This is a genomic window from Mesorhizobium sp. M7A.F.Ca.CA.004.06.1.1 (assembly GCF_003999135.1).
Lineage (GTDB): Bacteria > Pseudomonadota > Alphaproteobacteria > Rhizobiales > Rhizobiaceae > Mesorhizobium.
The window spans coordinates 1-5520 of sequence record NZ_RZPQ01000386.1 but is presented as its reverse complement, the minus strand read 5'-3'; the positions used below and the strand labels follow the sequence as shown (position 1 = coordinate 5520).

Sequence of the window (5520 nt, the reverse complement as noted above, 5' to 3'; positions counted from 1 at the left end):
GGTTTCGCTTCACCGAACGCTATGCCGACATCCGGTCCGTCCTGCTCATCGAAGCGGTGACACGCGTCCCGGAGATGGCGGCCAAGCTCGAGGAAGCGGCGCGCACACTGGAGCTGATGACCGGCATCTACGAACAGGCGGCCCGCGCCGCGGCCACTCATCGCCGCCGGCACCCAAGGCCGGAACCCGGTGGCGAAGAGAACGAAACCGACGCCGGCTGAGGCGCGAAAGCACTTACGCCGCCTGCCTTTGCAGCTTCGTGCCGGTCTGGCTTTGTGCCCTGGTGGTGATGAACACGCCCGCGGTGATGATGACCGCGCCCGCCCAGGTCAGCAGCTGATAGTGCTCGCCGAGGAAGATGGTTCCGGCAAACAGGCCGACGGCCGCCGCCACATAACCGATCTGGCTGAGATAGACCGGACCGCCAACCGCCTGCAGCCGGAAGAAGAAGGCGAACATCGCCGATGCCGACGCAACCTGCGCGACCACCACCAGCGGCACGCCGCCGAGTGGCGCGAAAGCCTCGCCGCCGAACAGGAGGAGAATGCCGGCAAGCAGCATCACCGCCGACGCCAGATGGCTGCCGACGGCAAGCTCGATCGGGCCGGTGCCGTCCGGCCAGTCGACCGTGCGGTAGATGTTGCCGGCGGCAAGGCTGACCGGAACGAGCAACCCCATCGCCACCCAGAACAAATCGGCCGGCTGGCCGGCCTCGCCGCGCGTCACCGCGACCATGACGGCGCCGACGAAGCCGACGGCGATGCCGACAATGCCCAGCATGTTGGGGCGCCGGACACGCAACAGGATCGAGAACACCAGTGTGATGACAGGCGACAGGGTGAACATGATGCCGGTGTAGCCGGCGCCCAGATGCGGGATGGCCGAGAACATCAGGAGGTTGGGGACGGCATAGGACACCGCGGCGGTGACGAAGAAATAGCGGAATTTGTGCGCGGTGAGCCGGACCCGCTGGCCGCGAGCCAGGAGCACGCACAGCAAGACGCCGCCGGCGCCGAGCGAGATGACGAAGGCCCAGACCATGGCCGGCACGCCGGCAGCCGTGGCGAGCTTGCCGAATGGCAGCGTCAGGCCGAGCAGGCCGCCGGTGACGACCAGCAGGCCGAGCGCCGAATCCCAAAGACGTTTCATTGACCGAATCCTGTAGCGCGGCCCTTGGCCGGCATTGCATGTTAAGATAAGATAATGGAAAGATTCTTAACGTCAAGATATATGATGGTGAGACAGTTGGACAGGGCAGCACGGGCGATCGAGCAATGGAAGCGGGAGCGGCCCGATCTGGATGTCTCGCCGATGGGTGTGCTCGGGCGGCTGAACGAGGCCGCCTCGCTGATCGCCCGCGAGCGCCTAGCGCCGTTGTTTGCCCGTTATGGATTGCAGTCCGGGGAATTCGACGTGCTGGCCACGCTGCGCCGTTCAGGCTCTCCCTACGCGCTGACGCCAACCGCCCTCTATGAAGCGACGATGGTGACGTCAGGCGCCATGACCAACAGGCTCGACCGGCTCGAAACGTCCGGATTGATCCTGCGCGGGCCGCATCCCAACGATAGGCGCGGCATTGTCGTGAGGCTGACCGACAAGGGCCTGGCCTTGATCGATGAGGCCGTCACTGCCCATGTTGCCAACGAGCACGAGATTCTCTCGGGCTTGACGCCGGCGGAACGGGAGACGCTCTCTCGGCTGCTGGAAAAGCTGATCGGGAGCGTGAGCTAATTTCTGTTGCGATCCTTCGCGCCCCCCTCTGTCCTGCCGGACACCTCCCCCACGAGGGGGGAGATTGGCAGCTTCGACACTGCGCCTGCCACGTCAGAGATTGGCGAAGGCCTAGGTGACGTCCGATCTCCCCCGTGGGGGAGATGTCCGGCAGGACAAAGGGGGGCGCTGTCCCGCTGGCGTCGAAAGACTCAGTTGCGATCGTCCGGGAACACCGGGATCGGCATGAACTCGACGCCGTCCTCGGCCAGGCTCTTGGCCTCGTCCAGCGTCGCCTCGCCATAGATGCCGCGCGGGTCGCTCTCGCCGAAATGGATCTTTCGCGCTTCCTCGGCGAACTTGTCGCCGACATAGTCGGCGTTCTCGCGCACCTTCTCGGCCATTGCCTTGAGCTGTGCCAAAGCCTGCTTCTGCGCCTCGCCCATCGCCAGCGCTATTGTTTCCTGTTTGCGCGCCGTGGAGACGGCCGGCGCCATCAGCGCCTTCTGCACCTTGTGCGATCCGCAGGTGGGGCAATCGACAAAGCCGCGCTTCTTCTGGGTGTCGAAATCGTCGTTGCTGCGGAACCAGCCTTCGAATTCGTGCTCGTGCTCGCAGATCAGGGCAAAGCGGATCAAGAGGCTGCACCCCTGAGCCGCGGCGCCTCGCCCGAACCGGCATTGACGGCGAAATCCCGTGCATTCCTGAGGTTGGGGATCTTCTTGCGCGCGGCAAGCGACTGCGCCGGGTCGATCTCGGCGACGATCACATCAGGCTCGTCATGCGCGGCTTCCGCGATGATACGGCCCCACGGATCGACGATCAGCGAATGACCGTAGGTCTCGCGGCCATCCTCATGCAGGCCGCCCTGCGCGGCGGCGATGACATAGGCGCCATTCTCGATGGCGCGGGCCCTGAGCAGCACGTGCCAGTGCGCCTCGCCGGTCTGACGGGTGAAGGCGGCAGGTACGGAAAGCAGATCGGCGCCGGCCAGTGCCTCGGCACGGAAGAGCTGCGGAAAGCGCAAATCGTAGCAAACGGCGAAGCCGAGCTTTGCACCCTCGATCTCGGTGACGACGGCCTCGGTGCCCGGTTCGTAGGCAGCGGATTCACGCCAGCTCTCACCATTGTCGAGGTCGACATCGAACATGTGGATCTTGTCGTAGGTGGCGAGCGCAGCACCATCCGGGCCAAACAGCAGCGCCCGGTTGGCGAGCTTGCCGTCGGCCCGCAGGATGGCGGTCGAGCCGATATGCAGGAAGACGCCGAGTTCCCTGGCCAATCTGCGCGCGGTCGAAACGACGATGTCCTTGTCTTCGGACGTAAACGAGGCGGCGCGAGCTTCCTTGTCGCGGATCAGCGCGCCGGTCATTTCCGGCGTCTGGATATAGGTGGCACCTAGGCTGGCTGCTTCGCGCACCAGCCGTTCGAGATCCACGGCGTTGCGCTCGGGACTCTCGCCTGAACGCATCTGGATCGCAGCGGCTTTGAAAACACCCATCGTCATTCCCTCAATTCGTCGCGCCGTTGGCGAGCAGTTTGTCCAGCCGGCCTTCGGCCTCTAGCTCGTGGAGGTCGTCACAGCCGCCGACATGCGTATCGCCGATGAAAATCTGCGGAAAGGTCGTGCGGCCATGCGCCCGGGAGATCATCTCCTGGCGCAGTTCCGGCGAGAAGGAGGCATCGTGCTCGGTAAAGGCGACGCCCTTGCGCTCGAGCAGCCGCTTGGCTGCCGTGCAATAGCCGCACATCATGCGGGTGTAGATCGTGACATCGGCCATGACGAATTTCCGCTGTTCGTTGCCGACTTATATAGTCGCGGACTCGTCCGCCCGGAAGTCCCCCGGCAACACACGCGCAAAGGTCAGCACGTCGACGGCGGCCGCACCGCCCCTTTTCAGCGCCTTGGTGGCGGAACGCACCGTGGCGCCGGTGGTGTAGACATCGTCGATCAAAAGCACCCTGCGGCCGGCGATCTCGATTTCCGCCTCGGCGGGTACCCGAAAGGCAGCCCGCACATTTTCCTCGCGTTCCCCGCGCTCCAGCCCGACCTGCTGGCGGGTGAGTTTCACGCGACGCACCGCCGAGGGGGCGAAGGGCAGTTGACTAAGCGTCGAGACCGCCCTCGCCAGTTCCGCCGATTGGTTGAAGCGCCGCCTGAAAAAGCGCCGCCAGTGCAGCGGCACCGGCACCACCACATCCGCCTCGGCGATGAGATCGGCACCGGCGCGAACCATCCAGCGCGCCATCCAGGGTGCCAGATCCGTGCGATCCTGGTATTTCAGCCCCTGCACCATCTGGCGGGCAACGCCGGAATAGGCGACCGCCGCCCGCGCCCGCTCGAAAGGCGGCGGATCGGCAATCGCCTCGGCCGACAGAAAGCCTTCGCCCATATGGTGGGTGAACGGCGTGCCCATGACCGGGCACCATGGCCGCTCCAGCAGCCTGAGCTTCGGCCAGCAGGCGCCGCACAGCACGCCTGGCTGCGAGACATGCCGGCGGCAACCGGCGCAGACCGGCGGAAACAGCATACGCGCCGGCCAGCCGACAACCGACCGGGCCAGGTTCGTGATCGCGATGGACTTGATCTTGGGCATCGGATCGGCCACGTGGTTGCTCCTGCGCGCCACTATATCAACGATCCCGGAGCGTGGACAAACAAAGGATCTGCCCGTTGCAGCCGATAATGGATACCTCTCTATGGCTGGCGCACAAGCGGCGCGCGCTTGCCCATCCGGTCGACGGTGCGGACTTCCTCATGCGCCGCACGGCCGAGGACCTTGCCGACCGGCTGGGCGCCGTCGAGCGCAGGTTCGGCAAGGCGGCTGTGCTGTTTTGCCAGACGCCGGCGGCGGCAGAAACGCTCGCCGAAAGCGGCAAGGTCGCCGACATCGTCCGCGTCGAGGCGGACACGGCCTTCCTGAGCGGTGGCGGCGCCGGCTTGATCGCACCGCTCGAAACCGTGCCGTTCGAAGCGGAAAGCCTCGATCTGGCGGTGTCGCTTCTGTCGCTGCAGGCCATGAACGACATCCCCGGCATGCTGATCCAGATCCGCCGTGCGTTGCGGCCGGATGGTCTTTTCCTCGGCGCCTTTGCCGGCGCCGGTACGCTTTTCGAGTTGCGCGAAAGCCTGCTTTCGGCCGAGACCGAGCTTTACGGCGGCGCCAGTCCGCGTGTCGCCCCGTTCACCGACGTGCGCGATGCCGGTGCGCTGCTGCAGCGCGCCGGTCTCGCTCTGCCGGTCGCCGACGTCGAGACGGTGACGGTGCGCTATGCCAGCCTGTTCAACCTGATGGCGGATCTGCGGGCCATGGGCGAAACCTCTGCGCTCACCGATCGCAGCCGGCGGCCGGGCTCGCGCAAGCTGTTTGCCCGCGCGGCGGAAATCTACGCCGAGCGGTTTTCCGACCCCGACGGCCGCGTGAGGGCAAGTTTCTCGATTGTCTGGATGTCCGGCTGGGCGCCCGACGCATCGCAGCAAAAACCGCTTAAGCCAGGGTCGGCCAAGGTCTCGCTGGGAACAATCCTGGAGGCGCCCGGCGGGCAATGATCCTGCCCGCAGGCGCGGAAAGCCGGATCAGGGCGTGGGTGCGAAAGCGTTCGCAAGCTTGCTGTTGTTGTCGCTGAACAGCCAGATGATCCCGTCGCGGACCTCACCGATACCGCCGACGATGGCCAGCGACAGCACGGCGATGATGACGCCATATTCGACGGCCGTGGCGCCGGTCTCGTCGTTCAGAAAACCCAGCAGCACTGCTTTCATGGCCTCAACCCCTCTGTCCGGGACCTTACAGCCGACCTGTTAAGAAA

Annotated in this window: 8 protein-coding genes and 1 pseudogene; 3 read left to right on the top strand and 6 right to left on the bottom strand. The window is 65.4% G+C overall.

What is annotated here, in order from left to right:
* Positions 1–221: pseudogene (locus tag EN906_RS21265) on the top strand (hypothetical protein); the annotation flags it as partial.
* Between the two features lie 13 nt (positions 222–234).
* Here the strand turns inward: EN906_RS21265 and EN906_RS21260 are convergent.
* Positions 235–1149, bottom strand: a complete 915-nt coding sequence (locus EN906_RS21260; RefSeq protein WP_127375347.1) for a DMT family transporter — start codon at positions 1147–1149, stop codon at positions 235–237.
* 96 nt (positions 1150–1245) lie between these two features.
* On the opposite strand from EN906_RS21260, the gene EN906_RS21255 reads away from it, so the two are divergent.
* Positions 1246–1731: a MarR family transcriptional regulator gene (locus tag EN906_RS21255; protein ID WP_127271370.1), complete on the top strand. Its 486-nt coding sequence runs from the start codon at positions 1246–1248 to the stop codon at positions 1729–1731.
* Positions 1732–1922: 191 nt separating this feature from the next.
* Here the strand turns inward: EN906_RS21255 and EN906_RS21245 are convergent, their stop codons facing one another.
* Genes EN906_RS21245 through EN906_RS21230 form a run of 4 tightly spaced genes read right to left on the bottom strand, consistent with a single transcriptional unit; the run spans position 1923 to position 4319 of the window.
* Positions 1923–2348 (bottom strand): DUF1178 family protein, encoded by a 426-nt coding sequence (locus EN906_RS21245; RefSeq protein ID WP_023811158.1) that lies wholly within the window; start codon positions 2346–2348, stop codon positions 1923–1925.
* On the bottom strand, positions 2345–3211 hold the full coding sequence (locus EN906_RS21240) for a carbon-nitrogen hydrolase family protein (protein WP_127271363.1): 867 nt from the start codon (positions 3209–3211) through the stop codon (positions 2345–2347). Before EN906_RS21240 ends, EN906_RS21245 begins: the two co-directional genes overlap by 4 nt.
* 10 nt (positions 3212–3221) lie before the next feature.
* Positions 3222–3491 carry a glutaredoxin 3 gene (grxC, locus tag EN906_RS21235; RefSeq protein WP_127271365.1) on the bottom strand — a complete coding sequence of 90 codons (270 nt, stop codon included), beginning with the start codon at positions 3489–3491 and terminating at the stop codon, positions 3222–3224.
* Positions 3492–3518: 27 nt separating this feature from the next.
* On the bottom strand, positions 3519–4319 hold the full coding sequence (locus tag EN906_RS21230; RefSeq protein WP_127271367.1) for a ComF family protein: 801 nt from the start codon (positions 4317–4319) through the stop codon (positions 3519–3521).
* Between the two features lie 65 nt (positions 4320–4384).
* On the opposite strand from EN906_RS21230, the gene EN906_RS21225 reads away from it, so the two are divergent.
* Positions 4385–5260 (top strand): methyltransferase domain-containing protein, encoded by an 876-nt coding sequence (locus tag EN906_RS21225; RefSeq protein ID WP_127269619.1) that lies wholly within the window; start codon positions 4385–4387, stop codon positions 5258–5260.
* Between the two features lie 27 nt (positions 5261–5287).
* On the opposite strand, the gene EN906_RS21220 is transcribed toward EN906_RS21225, so the two are convergent.
* Positions 5288–5473, bottom strand: a complete 186-nt coding sequence (locus EN906_RS21220) for a Flp family type IVb pilin (RefSeq protein WP_013529446.1) — start codon at positions 5471–5473, stop codon at positions 5288–5290.
* Positions 5474–5520: the final 47 nt, after the last annotated feature.